General features: G+C 63.7%; 1 protein-coding gene. It reads left to right on the forward strand.

Going from position 1 to position 259, the window contains the following annotated elements; all coding sequences use genetic code 11:
- Positions 1-259 (forward strand): ferrochelatase (locus CH341_RS32875; RefSeq protein WP_210208741.1); only part of this gene is annotated, 259 nt, incomplete at both ends.

The raw sequence follows: 259 nt of genomic DNA on the forward strand, positions 1-259 counted from the left end.
GATCCCTATCACTGCCATTGCCACAAGACGACGCGCCTCCTAGCGGAGCGTCTCGGCTGGCCGAAAGACCGCCTTCTGACCACCTTCCAGTCGCGCTTCGGCCCGGAGGAATGGCTGCAGCCCTACACCGACGAGACGACGGCCAGGCTTGCGAGCGAAGGCGTGAAATCGCTCGCCATCATGAATCCGGGCTTCGTCTCCGACTGCCTGGAGACGCTCGAAGAGATCGCCATCGGCGTCGGCGAGACGTTCGAGGAAC

Source organism: Rhodoplanes roseus (assembly GCF_003258865.1).
Classification (GTDB): domain Bacteria; phylum Pseudomonadota; class Alphaproteobacteria; order Rhizobiales; family Xanthobacteraceae; genus Rhodoplanes; species Rhodoplanes roseus.